The following is an 18954-nucleotide window of genomic DNA, read 5'->3' as shown; positions in this document are numbered from 1 at the left end:
ACCATGAGAAACATCAAATTCTGTCTCAAACTTAAACTGAAAAAAACGGAGCCGATTGGCTCCGTTTCTCGCTTTATGTGTGTGTTACTACTATTTCTTTGGTACTTCTAATTGCATCTCTGGCATGGCATCGCGCTTCGCTTTAATTTTGCGCCAGACTATCCATGCAATGATCACAATCAGCAGCATTATCACGTTACCCACCGCGATAATAATCATGCTGCGCTTACGCTCAGCCTCCCGCTCAGCGATAATTTGCTTTTCCATTTCAATACGGCGCTGCTCGGCTAATTCAGCTTCTTTTGCAATTCGAGCAGCTTCTAGATCAACTTCATCAACAACACTGAAGGTTTGCTCTGGAATAGGAAACACCAACGGACGCTGGGTTGCAAAATCAGTGGCAAAGATCTCGCCGCGCCATGCGTACTTACCAAGTTCAGAATCGTTATTGAGGTTCAACGTAACTCTCATTCCATCTTTAGAGACCTGTCCTTGGCTGTAACTAATGAAACCATCGGGAGCATCCTTTTTCACTGTGACTGCAATAGAGCCTGGTGCAATCATACCTTGCTCGCCACTCACCACTAATTGGTGTGGCTTATCGTGATTACGAGCCTGAATAAAAGTACGAGAGATTGGGTTCGGATAAACCAAGATGACTTGTTCTTGCGCTCGTAAGAATACGCCATTGCCAGACGTGATGCGAGCGCGGTACTTACCAGGCTCAACGTCTATTGGGAGCTGAACCGTGAACACTCCATCCCCTGCTTTTTCATCCAAGCCGCGGCCGTCATCAGAAAACTCACCCACAACCATCGGCACTGGACGAGCTTCTTTGATCAGCTCATCTTCATTTTCGACAAACTTGGTAAATGTCACGCGCAGATTCACGCGATCAAGGAAGTCGCGCAATACAAGAGGTTTGCCGTCGGAGGTCAGGCGAGCTGTAAACTTAAGCGCTTCCCCATTATATAATCGGTTTGGGAACAGATCCGTACTGAGCTTTAGGTGAGAAATTAAGCGGATGTTATTTTTAGGCGTAACTTTCCCCACAGCCTGCCATGGACCTGGCATAGGGTTATCAACGGAAATAATATCGAGTGAGGCTTCTTGATACCAACGTACATTGTCGTAAGAGCCCCAAGCATAGTATTTTTTACCGTCAGGACGGACTAAAACAACTGGCTGAGAACTTTGCTCACGATAAACCAAAAACGTGATCTGCTCGATGGTTGGATCAACTCGAAAGCGATTGTCTAACAAAGACATTGTAGATTCACTCGCAGCACTCGAGAGACTACTCCATATCGCTAAAAACGCGACCAACAAAGCCCTCAACATAGCTTCTCCTATTGATGCCAAATACAGTCGTTCACCAACTCTAATCTTTTTTGGTGAGCTTCTAGTTCATCGGCACTTGCGCGCAAAACCTTTAGCGCTTTTCTTCCTTCAATACGACGAATGGTTTCTACTCCACCCTCTTGTTTATTCGCGTTAAATTCTAGACTCGTTTGACCACCCGTCATAAAGAGGTAAACGTCGGCTAGAATCTCCGCATCGAGCAAAGCTCCGTGGAGTGTACGGTGCGAGTTATCAATACCGTAACGTTCACATAAGATATCAAGGTTGTTTCGCTTACCAGGGAAGATTTTCTTCGCCATTGCAAGGGTGTCGGTCACCTTGCAGTAGTCGTCCGTTTTGCCGATGTTAGGATCGAGCATGCCAAACTCGTAATCCATAAATCCGGTATCGAAGGGCGCGTTGTGGGCAACAAGTTCTGCGCCTTTAATAAACTCAAGAAACTCTTGGTGCACGCTCGCGTATTCCGGTTTATCAACCAAGAATTCATCCGTAATACCGTGAACTTCAACCGCTTCTGGTTGGATTTCACGATCGGGTTTTAAATAAACGTGGAAGTGACGACCAGTCAGCTTACGGTTGATGATCTCCACGGCACCGATTTCAATAATGCGGTGTCCCATGTAGTGAGGACCACCCTCGCGGTTCATACCTGTGGTTTCGGTATCGAGAACGACAATGCGGTTATATTCAGAATTGCTGCTGGTATTCATAAGGTTATGTATGTCAGACTATGCTTTATTAAATGTTTCGGCTAATAGTACCAAAAAATATGACCAAACACGTTGAGATTTTCACTGACGGTTCTTGTTTAGGTAACCCAGGACCAGGTGGTTACGGCATAGTATTGCGTTACAAAGACGTAGAAAAGACACTTTCCAAAGGCTATACGTTAACTACCAACAACCGCATGGAAATGTTGGCGGCTGTCGTCGCGCTACAGACGTTAAAACAACCTTGTAAAGTCACTTTAACGACTGACAGCCAATATGTGCGCCAAGGTATTACTCAGTGGATCCATAACTGGAAGAAGCGTGGTTGGAAAACAGCGGATAAAAAACCCGTGAAGAATGCCGATTTATGGCAAGCTCTAGACAAAGAAACCGCACGCCATCAAGTTGAATGGCATTGGGTAAAAGGCCACGCAGGCCATCGTGAGAACGAAATGTGTGATGAGCTAGCCCGTACTGCTGCAGAAAACCCAACTGAGGAAGATACAGGTTACCAACCCTCTTAGCGAGATTCTTTCCTCATAGTGTTACCCTCTCGATTCATCACCCCAAGTGGTGTGAGCTTTTTCTTCAAGCGCCAATGCGGTTTGATAGGCTTGAGAGGGTATGTCCGTTTCCGCGCGACTATGTAATACAAACTCCCAGCGGGTGATGCCCAATCACCAAGACTATTTTCCAACCATGTCCACATCGTACGGTAACGTTTCATCGGAAACAGCGCATAACGATCACAATGAATCACTTGATAATTAAGTAACCCTAACCAATCTTTGATGCGGCTCGACGTAAACATTCGTCCACTCCAAGGCAAATTATGTTTACGCCATGGAAGCAAACTCGCTAATCCAGTCAAGCTTAATGGGTTGAATCCAGTAATAATTACATAGCCATCATCCATCATCACTCTATCGACTTCACGCAACAAACGGTGTGGATCGCTTGCATAGTCGAGCTGATGAGCGAGTATCACAACATCAAAGCTTTTTTCCAAAAAGGGTAATTCGTAACCATCTGCAATCACATTATGCAACGGGTTCTGGATATCTACGTTGACTTGGTGTTGAATGTTACAATTACAGCTGGTTAGCTCACAGCTCAACCCGCCCAGTTTGAGCATATGGTAGCCGAAGAGTTTCGGGCACCATTCATCAAGTCGGGTCTGGATTGACTCAAGCACCCACGGACCGTTGTTCATTGCTGACCAAGTCGACGGGTGTGGTATAGTTTTGTTGCTGAGTGCTGGTTTCATTAACCACCTGACTAAAATGGGTGACGGAGAACGAATCGTGTTAGAGATCAAAAGCATACCCGCATTTAATGATAATTACATCTGGCTGATACAAAATAGCGATAAGCGCTGCGCAGTCGTTGATCCGGGCGATGCGAAGCCAGTATTAGAATTTCTGCAGGCTAACGAATTAACTTTAGAAGCGATTTTAATTACGCACCACCACAACGATCACATTGGTGGCGTTCCAGACTTAGTGCGTGCATTTCCTAACGTCGCCGTTGTGGGCCCAAAATCAGAGCCAATTCCAACCCTAACGACACCAATGGAAGAAGGCGACAAGCTAGAGTTGTTTGGTGAGATTTTCTTAGTACTTGGGTTACCCGGTCATACTTTGGGCCATATCGGTTACGTTGGGGACGGAAAACTGTTTTGCGGTGATGTGCTCTTTTCTGCTGGCTGCGGTCGTATTTTTGAAGGTACGCCTGAGCAAATGTTTGAATCACTGAGCAAACTAACGTCTCTACCAGAAGAAACTCAGGTCTTCTGCGCGCATGAATACACGGCGAGTAACGTGGCGTTTGCTCTAGCGGTTGAACCTGACAATGAGCAACTTCGCCAATATCGCGACGATGTAAACCGACTGCGAGCACGCAACATTCCGACACTTCCAACAACAATACGCAAAGAAAAGTGGATTAATCCGTTCTTGCGAACCTCTAACCCTGACGTGGTTCAATCTGTTGCTAGTCGCGTTAAAAATAGCGATCCATGCTCGGTTTTTACTGCTTTACGCGAGTGGAAGAACGAATTTTAACCATTTTCTGCTTGTAAGTTTGCAAGACCCCAGTATTATCAGGGACTGATTTTTCGAGAAGCGCCACTGGCGCTTCTCTTACGTTTGGGGTTGATATAAATCTATTTGAATTTCTCCCCATTGCATAATTAGAAGCTCTTTGCCTCTATAAATTAGTTAGTGTTTAAAGATGTCTATTATCTTGCGACTGCCACGCACATTACGTTGCGCGACAGGCAGGTGAAGATAAACAGGCCCTAAATAGGCTGAATCCATGCGTTTGAAGTATACTTGGGCGTTGGCGTTGTTATTATCTGGCTGTCAATTGACTCAGTCAGATTCAACGTCTTCTACACCAGAAACCAATAAATCTGAGCAGACTGCAAAGCAAAATGCAGTAAAAGCTCAACCGGGCAATAAATCGTCACTAGCAAAAAAATCCGCTAACGACGCGCCTAAAGTTCTCTCCCCCCAAGAACAAGAAGATGTGTGGCAACGTATCGCCATGCAGCTGGACATGGATATCCCAAACCACAAGAAAGTGGACTACTACCGTACGTGGTATTTAAAGCACCCAAATCACCTTTACACGGTATCTAAGCGTGCGACTCCTTTTCTATACATGATCACAAAACGTATCGAAGAGCGCGGACTTCCAATGGAGCTTGCTTTACTTCCTGTAGTGGAAAGTTCATTCGATGCCTTTGCCTACTCACATGGTAGCGCGGCTGGGTTGTGGCAATTTGTCCCTGGCACCGGAAAAATGATGGGACTAGAGCAAAACTACTGGTATGACGGTCGCAGAGATGTGGCAGCAGCAACGGATGCAGCGCTGGACTACCTAGTACAACTAAACGAGCGTTTTGATGGTAACTGGGAACATGCAATCGCCGCTTATAACAGCGGTGGTGGCCGTGTTTCTAGCGCAATTCGTAAGAATAAAAAGCTCGGTAAACCTATCGATTTCTTCTCATTAGACTTACCAAAAGAGACCAGTAGTTACGTTCCTAAGCTATTGGCCTTGGCTGACGTTATCGCAAACCAAGACAAGTACGGACTTAATATTCCTGCAATTCCAAACAAGCCTGTTCTAACGCTTGTTGATCCAGAAGAGCAGTTAGATCTGGCTATTGCCGCAGATTATGCCGGCATTAGCGTAAAAGAGTTGCAGAGTTACAACCCAGCATACAACCAGTGGTCGACAGCGCCTGAGGGGCCGCACCAACTTTTGATTCCCGTAGAGAAAAAAGAGACTTTTCTCACCAAGGTGGAGAAAAATCGCGGTAAAGGGATGAAGGTCGCTCGCTACAAGGTGAAATCTGGCGACTCTTTAAGCGTGCTAGCTAATAAATACGGCACAACCACGAAAGTCATTCGACGTGCCAACGGCCTATCGAATAACAATATTCGTATTGGTCAATACCTGTTGATTCCGACATCAACAAAAGACGATGCAAAATACGCATTAACGGCACAAAACCGATTAAACAAGACTCAATCTCGTGCTCGTGGTCAACTCAAGCTCACCCATGTCGTTCAGTCTGGAGAAAGTTTGTGGTCAATCGCACGTAACAATAAAGTGTCGTATAAATCGTTAGCTAAATGGAATGGTATGAGCCCTAAAGATCCATTGCGTGTGGGTCAAAAGCTAGTGATATGGAAGGACTCAGACAAAGGGTTCTGTGATCCGTACCGTTTTCTACAACGTTCGCTCTGGCGACACCATTAGCGGCATTGCAAGCAAGTTCAAAGTAAAAACGAACGACATCGTGAAATGGAACTCGCTACACAAGAAAAAATACTTACAACCAGGTCAAAAGCTTAAGTTGTACGTTGACGTAACGAAGGTAAGTGTATGAACCCATCAAGCAATCCACTTGTGATGCTGTTGGACATTTTTCGTTCTCCAACATCTTGTTTTCTCGCGCTTTATCAACGCGGTGGATGGGGATGGCAACCGTTCATCTTCCTGATGCTTAGTCCGTTTTTATTCTGGGGTGCTTACTTTTCGAATGTCGATTTCACGTGGCTCAGTGACCAACTTGCTGCGCAATTTCAGCAAATCGACCCGAAGCAGATTGAGCTATTAGAACCAAACACGCTAATGGCAAGCGCGATCATCAATGATGTATTCAACCGCTTTGCCACCTTACTATTGCTCGCGCTTTGGTTCTTTCTTGCAACAAAGGCAAGCAAACAACAATACGGTTACTGGAAATGGTTTGCCGCATCGTGTGCTATCTTATTCCCAGCAGTATTGGGCGATGTAGCAAGTTACGCGAGCTTGCTACTCAAGCATGGTCAGGTAATGACTTACGCTGCCGATTTAAATAGCCTCAATGGTCTATTAAAGCTGCCTCTTACTAACGAATGGTCTCATTTCGCTAGCTCGTTACCTTTGCTTCTGCCTTGGTACATTGTGCTCGGCTACGGCGTTGTACTGACGTGGACGGAGTTTGAACGTGGCCAAGCTTTGGTGATTGCAAGCCTGCCATGGGTATTCTTCTACGTTATTTGGGCACTTTATATTGTGGTAACCTAAGCTAGTCATTTAACGTAAATGACAATAACAATGGGTTATGATCGGAAGCGTCGCTCTGCGGCGCTTTTGCGTACTTAAGCGTCAGACCTCGGTAAAACACATGGTCCAGTGGTAACCCTGTTATAAATTGGACTCGATGATCCGGCAAGAACGTCACCTCTTGTAAGTCCGCAGCCTTTAAGGCCTGCCTCATCGCATTAACGCGAGATTTACTCCAGCTATTGAAGTCTCCAGCAAATAGAATTGGCCCCACATGATGCTTTAAAAGCATTTCAAGCGCCGTTAACTGAGATATATACTCTTTTGTACCTACGGTGAAGTTAATCGCATGTACATTCACCACTGCGAGTTTCTCGCCATTACTCAAGTGATACTGGCTATATAATGCAGACTTAGGTAAGCGAAGCCACGGCTCTTTAGAGGTGTAAGCGCAGGCTTTTTCTGGTTGCCCTTGAGCAATACTAATTACACCGGCACCGCTACCCAGCGCCTTAAAAGCACTCACTTGATTACTAACCCAGCGACCATCCACCAACCACTGTTTAAATGATGGTGTCATGCTGGCTTCTTGCAATAACAGCAGCTGCTTATCAGCAGAGAATTCATTGAGTGCACTTTGCCAATTCGTTCGGTTCTGTTTGTAGATATTCCAGACAAGTACATTGATTTCACCGCCCTGATCCAGAGCTTTTGAGCCGCTAAATTCGATACACCTAATATCCTGCGTCAACTCTGAGCCTCTTTGAGTAATGATTTGCGGCTGATCTGGTACGGTGAAAATAACCTGGAAGCCGACCAATACCGCCATAATAAGAAAAGCTAACGCCAGAAAAAAACGCTTAAACATACGACAAACCTGAATGTAGGCACCCGAAATCTAGAACAACCAATCTCGGGTTAAATGATTTCACTAATAAGCAAACAACAAAAAAGGAGCCACTTGGCTCCCTTTTAGCATAATAAATACGAAACAGGTGACAAGAAACCTTAGATCGCGTCTTCGTCTTCTTCACCAGTACGAATACGAACCACACGCTCAATATCAGTGACGAATATTTTACCATCACCAATCTTACCAGTTTGCGCGGTTTCAATGATTGTCTCTACGCATTTATCAGCCACATCTTCCGTTACAACGATTTCGAGCTTCACTTTAGGTAGAAAGTCCACCATGTACTCTGCACCACGGTAAAGCTCGGTGTGACCTTTTTGGCGACCAAAGCCTTTCACTTCAGAGACGGTCATCCCTGTAATGCCAACTTCAGCTAGCGCTTCTCGAACATCATCCAGTTTAAATGGCTTGATAATCGCTTCAATTTTTTTCATGTTCATCCCTTAAGCTTCAATCGATTGCGCTTATTATCGTTTAGCGTTTCGCAACATTCAATGTTTGTCTCTGATCCACCAGCGAAAATCCAGGCTGAGCAAATTAACATAGCGAATATCGTGAGTTGATAAAACCCAATGAGGACTGCTCAATGCCCAATCGTCCAAGCTTTACTTCAGACTCGCGTTTACTTCAAACTTGCGTAGTAAGCCGCTAGGTTAGCGATGTCTTCATCAGACAACAATGAAGCTTGAGCTTGCATCACAGCAGCAAGCCCACCTGTTCGCTCTTTATTTTTATAAGCTTTAATTGAACTGATAATATATTGCTCATTTTGCCCTTTCAGATTTGGGTAACCCGGAATGACAGCAATACCATCAGCGCCATGACACGCCGCGCATACTCCCGACTTTGCTTGACCTGCTGCGACATCTCCCGCAGCTAGAGCTTGCCCACTGAACATGGTTAACGCCACCATTGCACCCATGATTGTTTTCTTCATTGCTTCACCTAATCAATTATTATTTAAGGATTTTTATATTTTATAATCGACATTGTGGCATGAATTTTCATTACCTGCGCCAAATAAGTTCACAATCTTGACCATTAAATGCCTGATCAACGAACAGATCTGCCACAGCAACGACTCGGTCTTGATACATCAAAATCGGAATTTGACGACGCAGCCAGCTTGGCACATTGTATTCTTGGAACAACTTCTTCAGTTTTCGACTGTGATTACGCGTGGTTGGATGCGCTGATAAGCCTTCCGGATTAAAGGTCACGCGAAGCAATTCTGGCTGACTCGGAAGCGCAATCGTTGCGTTGCTAGAACTCGTCGTTAAGGTCAGCTCCCCTAGCCGCTCTGGCAGCGACAAAGTCGCATCAACTTGAATCGTACTTTGCCACTCAGTGACGTCAGCCGTTTCCGTTACCCAATAGAGACAATTTCGAAAACGGCGCACTTCACCTTGTTTAAGTTGTAGTTTGGGGTTGGCATCTTGCTGAGCTAATGCGACTTCATTCCAGATGAGATTGAGTTGTACCTGAGTCGGCATACTAGTATTAAGCTTAGACAGCCACATACGAATCAAGCGCGCACGCGCTAATCCACTGTGCTTAGCCAGTTCTTCAATACTCAAACTTAGATCCGTTTGTAAAGCGCGTTCAAACACCGCGCTCAATAGTTCATCCAATAGCGCTTCTTGTTGAGCACATAAACTTGCACTGCGCTGAACCGCTTGATGGATACTCGGCCAGCGACCAGACAATTCAGGAATAACACAATGACGAAGAAAGTTACGATCATAACGGGTATCTTGATTGCTTTCGTCTTCCACCCACTCCAAGCCTAATTTAGTAGCGGCTTCTTCGATGGTCTTCCGCTTGATAGTAAGCAATGGTCGAACTAGAGATCCGCAAGAAAACGGCATACTCTCCGCCATCGAAGATAACCCTTTAGGCCCGCTGCCGCGCTTAAGCGCAAGGAGAAAAGTCTCTATTTGATCGTCGGCATGTTGACCAGTCAACAGTATATCACCTTCTTGAATGTACTTAGTTAAGGCTTGGTAGCGAGCTTCACGAGCAAGAAGTTCAATACTTTCACCATTGCTGATGTCTAAGCTCACTCGCTCGATCGAGCACGATATCCCCACTTGTTGTGCCCAAAGTAAGCATTTATCGGCCCAATTATCGGCATTCGAGCTTAAACCATGGTGCACATACACAGCGTGACACTCTACAGAGTGCGCTTGTTGGTAGCGACTGAGTAATTCGAGTAAAAGACGTGAATCCACTCCTCCGCTAAACGCCAAGACAACCTTAGTGCCTAATTGATAGTAGCGGCCGAGAACTTGAGCAAAATGCGGGTAAAGCGATTCCATAAGCGATCCGATAGGTACAAAAAAAGGGCTGGACTCTCATCCAACCCTTTCTATTTTAACTGTTATCACTTGAGATATCAGCTAACGCTTAATAGCAATCACCGAAATTAACAGTAACCGTAGCTCATTAGACGCTGGTAACGACGCTCACGTAGCGTCTCTTCATCCAATTGTTCTAGATCTTCTAGCTGACGAAGTAGTGTCGCTTTCATATTCGCTGCCATTTGAACATGATCGCGATGAGCGCCGCCTAGTGGCTCTTCAATGATTTCGTCGATCAGTTCAAGCTCTTTAAGACGCGGAGCAGTTAGGCCCATTGCCTCTGCCGCTTGTGGCGCTTTGTCTGAATCACGCCATAAGATTGAAGCACAACCCTCAGGAGAAATTACTGAGTACGTAGAGTACTGAAGCATGTTCACGTAGTCGCCTACACCGATTGCTAATGCACCACCAGAACCGCCTTCACCGACAACGTTACAGATTACTGGTACTTTAAGACCAGACATCACTTTTAGGTTTTTCGCGATAGCTTCAGATTGACCACGTTCTTCTGCGCCCACACCTGGGTATGCGCCAGCCGTGTCAATAAATGTGATGATCGGCATGTTGAAACGCTCTGCCATTTCCATCAAGCGTAGAGCCTTACGGTAGCCTTCTGGTTTCGGCATACCAAAGTTACGTTTCACCTTTTCTTTGGTCTCACGACCTTTTTGGTGACCAATGATCATCACAGGGCGGCCTTCAAGGCGAGCCATGCCACCCACAATCGCTTTGTCGTCTGCAAACGCGCGGTCACCCGCTAATTCATCAAACTCCTCAAAAGCGTGTTGGATGTAATCCAGCGTGTAAGGACGTAGTGGGTGACGAGCCAGTTGAGCTGTTTCCCATGCACCTAGGTCACTGAAGGTTTTTTTCTTCAGCTCTAAGCTTTTCTTCTCAAGCTGTTCGATTTCTTTATCCAGGTCAATCGCAGAATCACCACCGTGACGAGAGACATCACGTAATGCTTCAATTTTCGCTTCTAGTTCTGCAATTGGCTTTTCAAATTCAAGAAAGTTTAGGCTCATCTATGAATCCTTGTTTACTCAGCGTCTAACATATTGCGCTGAATTTTTAGTTAAATTCGAGTTCTACCTGGCTTTTGCCAAGCAACTGTTTTAAATCGTCGAGTAATGTATCACTTGGCGTAACTCGCCACTCGGTGCCCAATGTTAACCGCGCTCTGGCGTCGGCACGCTGGTAGTATACATTGACGGGTACGGTTCCGGCTTTGTGCGGTTCTAAAATACGGCTGAACTGCTCAAAAAACTGATCGTTGATCTGATTTGCATCTATCGATACCGACAAACCACGAGCGTATTTCTCGCGCGCACTGCCGAGATCCATAACTTCACGCGCCGACATTTTAAGGCCACCGTTGAAGTCATCAAAGCTGACCTGTCCAGAAACGACCAAAATTCTGTCTTTTTCGAGAAGTTCAGCGTATCGATCCAGTGCATCTGAGAACAACATCACTTCCATGCGACCACTTCGGTCATCCAGTGTCATAATGCCAATTCGTGTACCACGCTTAGTCGTCATTACACGAGCGGCAATAACCAGACCGGCTACCGTGACAGATTGGTCGCGGCGAGTGGGCGTTGCGTCTTTTAGTCGACAACTGGTGTATTTGTTTAGTTCCTTTACGTAGGCGTTAATTGGGTGCCCTGTCAAATATAGACCTAGGGTATCACGCTCGCCCTCTAACCACACTTTTTCTGGCCAAGGCGGAACCTGCGTATACTTATGCTCTACTTCTTCAGGTGCATCCGTTAGCACACCAAACATATCCGTTTGACCAAACGCTTCAGCTTGGTGATGTTGACTTGCTGCTTTTACCGCATCATTGAGTGACGCCATCATCGCCGCGCGGTGTGGGCCTAGTCGATCCAACGCGCCCGCGTAAATCAGCTTCTCTATCACTCGTTTATTGACGCGTTTTAGATCAACTCGAGCACAGAAATCAAATAGGTCTTTAAAGTGACCACCTTTATTTCTCGCCTCAAGAATCGCATCGATAGGACCCTCACCTACCCCTTTTATCGCACCAATACCGTAAACAATTGCGCCATTTTCATCAACATTAAAGCGATATAAGCCAGAGTTGATGTCTGGTGGCAGCACGGTGAGCTTCATACGGAAACACTCATCGACCAAGCCAACGACTTTTTCCGTGTTATCCATATCGGCTGTCATTACCGCAGCCATAAATTCGGCAGGGTAATGTGTTTTCAGCCAAAGAGTCTGATAAGAAACCAATGCATAAGCAGCAGAGTGCGATTTGTTAAAACCATAACCGGCGAACTTCTCTACCAAGTCGAAGATTTTCATCGCCAACTCGCCATCGATACCGTTCTTTATCGCACCTTCTTCAAAGATAGCACGTTGTTTTGCCATCTCTTCTGGCTTTTTCTTACCCATTGCACGACGAAGCATGTCCGCACCACCTAGCGTGTAACCTGCTAAGATCTGCGCAATCTGCATTACCTGCTCTTGGTACAGGATGATGCCGTAGGTTGGATCTAGCGTCTCTTTTAGCGACTCGTGTTGCCACTTTTCATCTGGATAAGAGATCGCTTCTCGACCATGTTTACGGTCGATAAAGTTATCTACCATGCCCGATTGCAAAGGACCCGGACGGAAGAGTGCTACCAATGCGATGATGTCTTCGAAACAGTCTGGCTGAAGTCGTTTGATCAGCTCTTTCATGCCTCGAGATTCAAGCTGGAATACTGCTGTCGTTTCAGAGTTTTGCAACAAACGGAAAGAGGCGGGGTCTTCTAACGGTATGGATTCAATTTGAACCGGTTCTTTACCTTCTCGCTCTAGGCGTGGGTTAATCAGCCCTAACGCCCAGTCAATAATGGTTAAGGTACGTAAACCTAAGAAGTCAAACTTAACTAGGCCAGCGGTCTCAACATCGTTTTTATCAAATTGAGTAACCGGAAAGTGACCTTCAGCGTCTGCATAAATTGGCGCAAAATCGGTAATTGTTGTAGGTGAAATTACAACACCACCAGCGTGTTTACCGGCGTTTCGCGTACAGCCTTCCAAAATATGACACATGTCGATGAGTTCTTTAACTTCCTCATCGGCCTCATACAATTCAGGTAGTGCAGGTTCAGCTTTAAACGCTTTATCTAGCGTCATACCTGGATCGGGCGGGATCAGCTTTGAAATACGATCAACAAAACCAAATGGGTGGCCCAATACGCGGCCAACGTCACGGATTACCGCTTTTGCCGCCATGGTACCAAACGTGATGATCTGAGACACCGCGTCACGACCGTACATTTCCGCAACGTGGTCAATAACCTGGTCACGTTTATCCATACAGAAATCGACGTCGAAATCGGGCATCGAAACACGTTCTGGGTTCAAGAAACGTTCGAACAGCAAGTCGTATTCTAGTGGATCCAGATCGGTGATTTTTAGTGCGTAAGCCACCAAAGAACCAGCACCGGAACCACGTCCAGGACCGACAGGAATTCCATTATCTTTTGACCACTGGATGAACTCCATTACGATCAAGAAGTAACCAGGAAATCCCATTTGGTTGATAACATCTAGCTCTATCTGAAGACGTTCATCATATTCAGGGCGGCGACGTTTTCTCTCTTCCTCATCTGGAAATAGGAACTCTAAACGCTCTTCCAACCCCTCTCGGGATTTCATGACTAGGAACTCAGTCTCTTTCATCCCTTCGGTTGGGAAAGCTGGTAGGAAGTACTCACCTAAGCGCACAGTCACGTTACAACGCTTCGCTATCTCGACACTGTTTTCTAACGCTTCAGGAATATCAGCAAACAGCTCACACATTTCTTCTTCTGTACGAAGATATTGCTGCGGACTGTAGTTTTTTGGCCTACGCGGATCTTCTAATGTGTAACCATCGTGAATCGCTACGCGTATTTCATGAGCATCAAATAGGTCTGGACTCAGGAATACAACTTCATTGGTCGCCACTACTGGCAAGTCTTGCTGCTCTGCCAATTCAACCGCAAAGTGAAGATAAGTTTCTTCATCTGGACGACCGGTACGAAGTAGCTCAAGATAAAAGCGATCTGGAAAATGCTGTTTATAAAAATCAACACACCCCTGCACTATTTGACGGTTGCCTTTCAAAAGGCCGCGACCAATTTCCCCGCTTTTACCGCCGGATAATACAATCAAGCCTTCAGACATTTCAGCCAACCAGGCTTTATCAATCACAGGGTGGTGTTGAACATGTCCACGTAAGTACGCTTTTGATATCAATAACGTCAGGTTCTTATAACCTACATTATCCGCCGCAAGCAAAGTCACTTGTGTCAGCTCTTCACCAAACTCGTCCGACTGCATTTTAAAGTCAGCACCAATGATCGGTTTAACACCACTGCCATGCGCCGTACCGTAAAACTTCACCAAACCACATAGGTTGGTAAAGTCGGTCAACGCCATTGCGGGCATACCGAGCTCAGCAACTTTCTTTACGATTGGCGGAACTTTGTTGAGGCCATCCACCATCGAGAAGTCACTATGAACACGCAGGTGGATGAATTTGGGATCTGACATTAACAGGTACCGTGTAACTCTATTTTGTTGGGGATTCTAACCTAAAGAGGTTGGGTTTATAACACCAATTAGATCGTTTGATTATTCTATGCTTAACGCTTTTTTTACTGGCTTGAAACTCTTGCGGTGTTCACTGATCACTCCGTGTTGCTCAATCGCTTCAAAGTGCGCTTTAGTTGGGTAACCTTTGTGCTTCGCGAAGCCAAATTGTGGATGAAGTTTATCCAACTCTTCCATCTCTTGGTCACGCACGACTTTGGCAATAATGGAAGCCGCACTGATTTCGGCAACACGTAGATCGCCTTTTACTACAGCTTGAGCATCCATTGGCAGCTCCGGACAACGGTTACCATCAATCAACACCAAATCAGGTTGAACCTGTAACCCCGCCACTGCACGCTGCATCGCAACCATAGTCGCCTGTAAAATATTCAGTTGATCAATTTCTTCAGGAGAACAACGCCCGACCGCCCACGCCAATGCTTTTTCTTTGATTTCAGGAAGCAACGCCATGCGTTTCTTTTCGGTCAATTTTTTCGAATCGTTCAACCCTTCAATAGGATTGTGAGGATCAAGGATAACCGCAGCGGTGACGACGTCTCCCACCAAAGGGCCACGTCCGACCTCGTCGACTCCGGCCACAAGCTGATAACCTTGCGGATATTCAAACGGAGGGAGTTCAACTTTGGTTTTGGTCGCTTTTGGTTTAACAGCCATGATAAATCTCTATTTCTCAATCAGTTTTAGAACTGCGTTTGCGGCTTGTTGGTCCGCATCTTTACGAATCCAATGATGCATTTCCGTAAATTTATCTAACATCGGTTTATTGTCGCTTTCCAATAAGCGAGAAACCTCAGTAAACAAATTGTCTGGTGTGCACTCATCTTGTAGATATTCTTTGACGAGCTCATCATCCGCCAAGATATTCGGCAATGACACATACTTCGTTTTCAATAGACGTTTAGCTAAGAAAGCAGTAAATGCATTCACACGATAACCCACCACCATTGGACGCTTGAGAAGCATACACTCCAACGCTACGGTACCGGAGGCCAACATCACGGCATCGGATGCGGTGATGACGTTGCGTGCGGTGTCATCAACTAACTTGAAGTCCAACTCTGGCGCTAGCTCTTTCCATGCTTGTTCAAACTGCTCACGGCGTTTTTGATTAACAAGCGCGACAACAAACCCCAGTTCTGGAAATTTTTTATGGAGTAACTTGCAGGTTTCAATAAATGGCTCTGAGAGCATTTTTAACTCGCTACCACGACTGCCTGGCAGGACAGCAAGCCACTTTTTATCTTGTTCTAAACCAAGCAACTCACGTGCAGGCGCTTGTTCTGATTCTAGTGGGATGGCATCAGCCAAGGTATGACCAATGAACTCGCAAGGTACATTAAATTTGTCGTAGAACGCTTTCTCAAACGGAAGAAATGCTAGCACCAAGTTCGTTGCCGCTTCTATTTTAAAGATGCGCTTCTGACGCCAAGCCCAAACAGACGGACTCACGTAATGAACGGTTTTAATGCCCGCTTGCTTGAGGTCAAGCTCCAGGCGTAAGTTGAAGTCAGGAGCATCGATCCCGATGAAAACATCAGGCGGATTCTGAGTAAAATACTGAACGAGCTCAGCTTTCACTTTAAGAAGTCTCGGTAAGCGGCCTAAAACCTCGACTAATCCCATCACCGCAAGCTCTTCCATATCAAACAGAGACTCGCAACCTTGGGCTATCATTTTCGGACCACCAATGCCTACGAACTCTGCGTCTGGATATTGTTGCTTTACTGCTTTGATAAAGCCTTCACCTAGCGTATCGCCAGACAATTCTCCGGCAATGATGCCAATACGTAATGGTCTTTCCATATCTACTTCGCTATTTTTCCTGTGCGCTATGGATAACGGTTTGCCTTATCCATAAAACACAAAAAGATCGTAACCTCAAATTTGGTCACGATCTTTTTATTTATTGGTTCATTCGCCAATTAACGAATAATGCCACGTTCCGTCGTTTCCAGAATATCTGAGAAACGCTTCACAGCCGGCCACTCTTGAGCCATTTCAGCCAGAATAGGCTTCACTTCTTCTAGCGTCTTACCTGAACGGTAGATTTCTTTATACGCTTTTTGTAGCGCACGAATCTCTGGTTTCTCAAAGCCATTACGCTTCAAGCCAACAAGGTTCAAGCCGAATGGAGTAGCGTGGTTACCTTGCGCGAGTACATAAGCTGGGACATCTTGCACCACAGCTGAACAGCCGCCAATGTATGCGTAAGCGCCCACTGTACAAAACGGATGAATCGCAGACAGTGCCATCACACCGGCATAGTCATCAACAGTAACGTGACCACCAAGAATCGAGTTATTACCGATATGAGTGTGGTTACCAATAACAACATCATGCGCAACGTGTGCATTCACACACAATAAGTTGTCATCACCAATGATCGTGGTTGCTTTGTCTTGCACTGTGCCGCGGTGAACTTGGACCGCTTCACGAATGACGTTACGGTCACCGATAACCACAGTTGTGTCTTCACCACCGTATTTTTTGTCTTGGTTTTCTTCACCAATGACAGCATGTGGGAAAATACGGTTATCTTTGCCAATAGTTGTGTGACCTTTGATCACAACGTGAGACATCACTTCTGTGCCTTCACCAATTTCAACCGTAGAGGTGATGTACGTAAAAGGACCTACTGTTACGTTAGCACCAATTTTGGCGCCCTCTTCTACCACCGCTGCCGGGTGGATTTTAGCGGTTTCATGAATCATATTAAAACTCTCGACGAGCACACTTCAGTTCTGCAGAACATACCACTTCGCCGTCAACTTTTGCTACACCGCTAAATGCAGCAATGCCGCGACGTTCTTTCAGAAATTCTACCTCAATAACCAATTGGTCGCCCGGAACCACTGGTTTACGGAATTTCGCGCCGTCTACGCTTGCAAAGTAGTACAGTTCATTTTCTGTTGGTGCACCAAATGATTTAAATGCAAGTAAGCCTGTTGCCTGAGCCATTGCTTCTAAAATCAAAACACCTGGGAATACTGGTAGTTGAGGAAAGTGACCTGTGAACTGAGGTTCGTTAACCGACACGTTTTTAATCGCGTGAAGGTACTTCTCTTCTTGGAAGTCTATCACTCGGTCGATCAATAAGAATGGGTAGCGATGAGGTAGTAGCTCTTGAATTTCAGAGATGTTCATCGTTTTCTTTTCAGTAGTCAAAGTCGTCTTCCTATATCAATTTTTTGCCGCCAAGATGGCAAACGTGGCAACAGGTCGTAAAGCCGAATCGCTTTGCAATATACTAGCAAAATACGCACCATCTTGGAGTTAAATCTACTTAGAGCGCGTCATTATAGAAGAAAAAGACCCGCATTTCGCGAGTCTTCGTACAGAATATGGAACTAGAGCCTGTTAGCTTTCACGTTAAATACAGAGCGAAAGATAACTTGTTCTAAATTTCTTCTTTCTGTTCCAGCTGTTTTTCAACCGCTTTCAGGCGCTTATTCATCTCATCAATACGGTGAACTCGAGTTGCAGTTTTACGCCACTCTCTGTTCGTTTGTAGTGGAATACCTGATGAGTAAAGGCCTTTTTCTTCGATACTGCGCATTACCATGCCCATACCTGTAATCGCCACACCATCTGCGATAGTGATATGGCCATTCAGAACAGACGCGCCGCCAATCTGGCAGTACTTACCAATTTTTGTACTGCCCGCGACAATAGTACCACCAGGCATCACGGTACCATATCCGATCTGCACGTTGTGCGCGATTTGAAGTTGGTTATCCAGAATGACATTGTCTTCAATGATAGTATCTTCGAGTGCACCGCGGTCAATCGTAGTACAAGCACCAATCTCAACGCGGTTACCGATACGCACTGAACCAAGCTGAGGAATTTTAATCCACTCGCCTTTGTCATTCGCGTAACCGAAGCCATCAGAGCCAATGACGGTACCCGATTGAACGAGACAGTCATCACCCAATGACACTTCATGGTAGATAGTGACATTAGCCCAAAGCTTGGTGTTATTCCCTAGCTTGGCGTTCTTACCGATAAAACAACCAGCACCAACACTTACGTTGTCGCCGAGTTCCACGCCCGTTTCAATCACAGCGTTAGCGCCGATTGTAACGTTCTCACCCATCTTAACGTCAGCGGCAATCACAGCACTTGGTGCAATATCGTCTGCCGGTTTTGGTGTGGTATCCATCGCTTGGACCACACGAGCAAATGCGACATAAGGGTCTGAAACCACTAGCGCATTTCCAACGCATTGATCTTTATGCTCAGCCTTTACCATAACAACGGTAGCTTGGCACTCAGAAAGGTGTTTTGCGTATTTTGGGTTAGACAAGAAGGTTACGTCACCTTCTTGTGCTTTATCCATTGGAGCAACACGGCTTACAACGAGAGACTCGTCACCAAACAGCTCACCCCCGGTAATTGTCGCCAATTCGGCTAATGTTAATGTCTTCATAAC

17 protein-coding genes and 1 pseudogene are annotated in these 18954 nt (G+C 45.7%); 4 read left to right on the top strand and 14 right to left on the bottom strand.

All coding sequences use genetic code 11. From position 1 onward, the window contains the following. Window positions 1–90 precede the first annotated feature (90 nt). Together J4N43_RS03955 and dnaQ are read right to left on the bottom strand one after the other, a co-directional pair. Window positions 91–1341 carry a TIGR03503 family protein gene (locus J4N43_RS03955; protein ID WP_062730485.1) on the bottom strand — a complete coding sequence of 417 codons (1251 nt, stop codon included), beginning with the start codon at window positions 1339–1341 and terminating at the stop codon, window positions 91–93. 8 nt (window positions 1342–1349) lie between these two features. Continuing rightward, complete coding sequence (gene dnaQ, locus J4N43_RS03950) at window positions 1350–2072, bottom strand: DNA polymerase III subunit epsilon (RefSeq protein ID WP_005380385.1); 723 nt, start codon at window positions 2070–2072, stop codon at window positions 1350–1352. Between the two features lie 59 nt (window positions 2073–2131). Between dnaQ and rnhA the strand changes: the two genes are divergently transcribed. Further along, the gene (gene rnhA / locus J4N43_RS03945; protein ID WP_005380384.1) at window positions 2132–2596 is read left to right on the top strand and encodes a ribonuclease HI; all 465 of its coding nucleotides are present in this window, start codon (window positions 2132–2134) and stop codon (window positions 2594–2596) included. Here the strand turns inward: rnhA and J4N43_RS03940 are convergent. Next, window positions 2593–3339, bottom strand: coding sequence for a class I SAM-dependent methyltransferase (locus J4N43_RS03940; protein ID WP_005391820.1), 747 nt, complete (start codon window positions 3337–3339; stop codon window positions 2593–2595). The genes rnhA and J4N43_RS03940 overlap by 4 nt on opposite strands. A 37-nt stretch (window positions 3340–3376) precedes the next feature. Here J4N43_RS03940 and gloB point away from each other — a divergent pair, with 37 nt between their 5' ends. From gloB to J4N43_RS03925, 3 genes and pseudogenes are all read left to right on the top strand, one after another. Then, entirely contained in the window at window positions 3377–4135 is a 759-nt protein-coding gene (gene gloB, locus J4N43_RS03935) for a hydroxyacylglutathione hydrolase (RefSeq protein WP_062730484.1), read from the top strand. 439 nt (window positions 4136–4574) lie between these two features. Continuing rightward, window positions 4575–5973: pseudogene (locus tag J4N43_RS03930) on the top strand (lytic transglycosylase); the annotation flags it as partial. After that, window positions 5970–6656: a YIP1 family protein gene (locus tag J4N43_RS03925; protein ID WP_005380375.1), complete on the top strand. Its 687-nt coding sequence runs from the start codon at window positions 5970–5972 to the stop codon at window positions 6654–6656. The pseudogene J4N43_RS03930 and the gene J4N43_RS03925, both read left to right, overlap by 4 nt. Window position 6657: 1 nt before the next feature. Here J4N43_RS03925 and J4N43_RS03920 read toward each other — a convergent pair whose 3' ends face one another. The 11 genes from J4N43_RS03920 to lpxD all read right to left on the bottom strand — a co-directional run bounded on the left by J4N43_RS03920 (window position 6658) and on the right by lpxD (window position 18951). Then, on the bottom strand, window positions 6658–7503 hold the full coding sequence (locus J4N43_RS03920; RefSeq protein WP_005391818.1) for an endonuclease/exonuclease/phosphatase family protein: 846 nt from the start codon (window positions 7501–7503) through the stop codon (window positions 6658–6660). Window positions 7504–7643: 140 nt separating this feature from the next. Then, window positions 7644–7982, bottom strand: a complete 339-nt coding sequence (gene glnB, locus J4N43_RS03915; protein WP_005380372.1) for a nitrogen regulatory protein P-II — start codon at window positions 7980–7982, stop codon at window positions 7644–7646. A 188-nt stretch (window positions 7983–8170) separates the two neighbouring features. After that, a complete protein-coding gene (locus J4N43_RS03910) occupies window positions 8171–8485 on the bottom strand; it encodes a c-type cytochrome (protein ID WP_033905507.1) in 315 nt (104 codons plus the stop codon). A 70-nt stretch (window positions 8486–8555) separates the two neighbouring features. Continuing rightward, complete coding sequence (gene tilS, locus J4N43_RS03905) at window positions 8556–9866, bottom strand: tRNA lysidine(34) synthetase TilS (protein WP_053349817.1); 1311 nt, start codon at window positions 9864–9866, stop codon at window positions 8556–8558. 107 nt (window positions 9867–9973) lie between these two features. After that, window positions 9974–10933: an acetyl-CoA carboxylase carboxyl transferase subunit alpha gene (accA, locus tag J4N43_RS03900; protein WP_005380365.1), complete on the bottom strand. Its 960-nt coding sequence runs from the start codon at window positions 10931–10933 to the stop codon at window positions 9974–9976. 46 nt (window positions 10934–10979) lie between these two features. Next, a complete protein-coding gene (dnaE, locus tag J4N43_RS03895; RefSeq protein ID WP_005385364.1) occupies window positions 10980–14459 on the bottom strand; it encodes a DNA polymerase III subunit alpha in 3480 nt (1159 codons plus the stop codon). A gap of 81 nt (window positions 14460–14540) precedes the next feature. After that, complete coding sequence (rnhB, locus tag J4N43_RS03890; RefSeq protein WP_025768249.1) at window positions 14541–15176, bottom strand: ribonuclease HII; 636 nt, start codon at window positions 15174–15176, stop codon at window positions 14541–14543. A gap of 9 nt (window positions 15177–15185) precedes the next feature. Further along, entirely contained in the window at window positions 15186–16325 is a 1140-nt protein-coding gene (gene lpxB / locus J4N43_RS03885; RefSeq protein ID WP_017636041.1) for a lipid-A-disaccharide synthase, read from the bottom strand. 119 nt (window positions 16326–16444) lie between these two features. Then, window positions 16445–17233: an acyl-ACP--UDP-N-acetylglucosamine O-acyltransferase gene (gene lpxA / locus J4N43_RS03880; RefSeq protein WP_005380357.1), complete on the bottom strand. Its 789-nt coding sequence runs from the start codon at window positions 17231–17233 to the stop codon at window positions 16445–16447. Window position 17234: 1 nt separating this feature from the next. Beyond that, complete coding sequence (fabZ, locus tag J4N43_RS03875) at window positions 17235–17687, bottom strand: 3-hydroxyacyl-ACP dehydratase FabZ (protein WP_005380349.1); 453 nt, start codon at window positions 17685–17687, stop codon at window positions 17235–17237. A gap of 232 nt (window positions 17688–17919) precedes the next feature. Then, window positions 17920–18951 (bottom strand): UDP-3-O-(3-hydroxymyristoyl)glucosamine N-acyltransferase, encoded by a 1032-nt coding sequence (gene lpxD, locus J4N43_RS03870; RefSeq protein WP_005380347.1) that lies wholly within the window; start codon window positions 18949–18951, stop codon window positions 17920–17922. Between the last annotated feature and the right edge of the window lie 3 nt (window positions 18952–18954).

The organism is Vibrio sp. SCSIO 43009 (genome assembly GCF_023716525.1).
In the GTDB taxonomy this organism is placed as follows: domain Bacteria; phylum Pseudomonadota; class Gammaproteobacteria; order Enterobacterales; family Vibrionaceae; genus Vibrio; species Vibrio alginolyticus.
This window is presented reverse-complemented; position numbering and strand designations above follow the sequence as displayed.